2 protein-coding genes are annotated in these 1185 nt (G+C 45.4%); both read right to left on the bottom strand.

Going from position 1 to position 1185, the window contains the following annotated elements:
- Positions 1 to 82: 82 nt before the first annotated feature.
- Positions 83 to 622, bottom strand: a complete 540-nt coding sequence (locus THS27_RS26245) for a hypothetical protein (RefSeq protein ID WP_085595955.1) — start codon at positions 620 to 622, stop codon at positions 83 to 85.
- Positions 619 to 1152, bottom strand: a complete 534-nt coding sequence (locus THS27_RS26240; RefSeq protein ID WP_085595954.1) for a hypothetical protein — start codon at positions 1150 to 1152, stop codon at positions 619 to 621. Before THS27_RS26240 ends, THS27_RS26245 begins: the two co-directional genes overlap by 4 nt.
- Positions 1153 to 1185: the final 33 nt, after the last annotated feature.

Here is a 1185-nt window from a genome sequence, read left to right as displayed (position 1 = left end):
TCACCAGCGTGAGACCTTCGCTGTGTGCATGACAGACAAGTTGCGCTTATCATTTCCACTTACGTTGACCGTTTCCGATCAATTAGAGGCTCCGGTATTTAGCCCAGGGATTTTCGACTAATCGAAGATAGTTTGCTACATTGATCATCTTCTCCATCCAGCGAGGATCCTCCGGCAGGAATGGAAAGTGATTGTAAAACTCGTCGTTTATCGGCTTCCAATAAACTGCAGGGGGCGGCAAAACATCACTATTTTGATAATCTTGGTTAATAGATCCCTCTAAAATCCTATCTGTATTATTTGGCCAACCCGTAACAAGGTTTTTCGCATCAGCGATTGTTCTATAGTTCTGATCCTTTGCAGAAAGCTCTACTCTTATCTGCTTCAAATATAATGCAATTTTTCGCTGCCCGTCGCCTAAATTTCTTAAAATCTTACGCAGCCGTACCACATCATTATCTACGCCATTATGCAAAGCTACAATTACGCTTAACGGAAGGTGAACATTCCGCTCAATGCGAGCTCGTATGTGCTTCTGTGTAACTTCAATCATTGTCAAATAATTATCAGCCATCTTGTCAGCGCGCTCGAAAAGCCTGACAATGTCTCCTGCTTCACTCATAAATCACACTCATTCGTTGTACCTGCCTTTCTTGCAGCCTGCACAGCGTCAACTGGAGCATTCCACTCAGTATACCAATATTCAATGTTTTTTGCAGGACTTTGGGGTGCAAAAATCTGCGTTCCGCCACCCTCAAGGTAATATCCATGGTGGCCTCCACCCTTTAAATTTTGCGGACCAATTTCACCGATAAATGCGGCCTCGGGTGGGGGGACATCTGCCGTCACATAAGCGCCCCCACGGTTCCAATCATTTCGCACAGCATCACGAGCACGCCATTCAGCCTCCGTTTTTGGAGGCTTGCTAGGACTCCAAAATTTCCCGCCAACTCCCTCTTCGTCTTTGACAACACGATATAGCTGTTTTAGTGCGCCTTCCGATGAATCAAAATTCACATAAGTCGGTTTTGAGCCAAATGTTTTTAGAACCTCTAGAAACCGAGGGTCACGCGCCGTTTCTAGCAAAAATTTGGGCGCTTCACTATCTTCAAGCAATTCCGAAATTAATTCATCTTGCCATTGCTTCGCCAAAACTTCGATGGCATCGTAAGCGTCCCCTCACGG

The organism is Thalassospira sp. MCCC 1A01428 (assembly GCF_002115825.1).
In the GTDB taxonomy this organism is placed as follows: domain Bacteria; phylum Pseudomonadota; class Alphaproteobacteria; order Rhodospirillales; family Thalassospiraceae; genus Thalassospira.
Note: the sequence above shows the minus strand (reverse complement) of the source record. Positions and strands in the feature narration are given on the sequence as shown.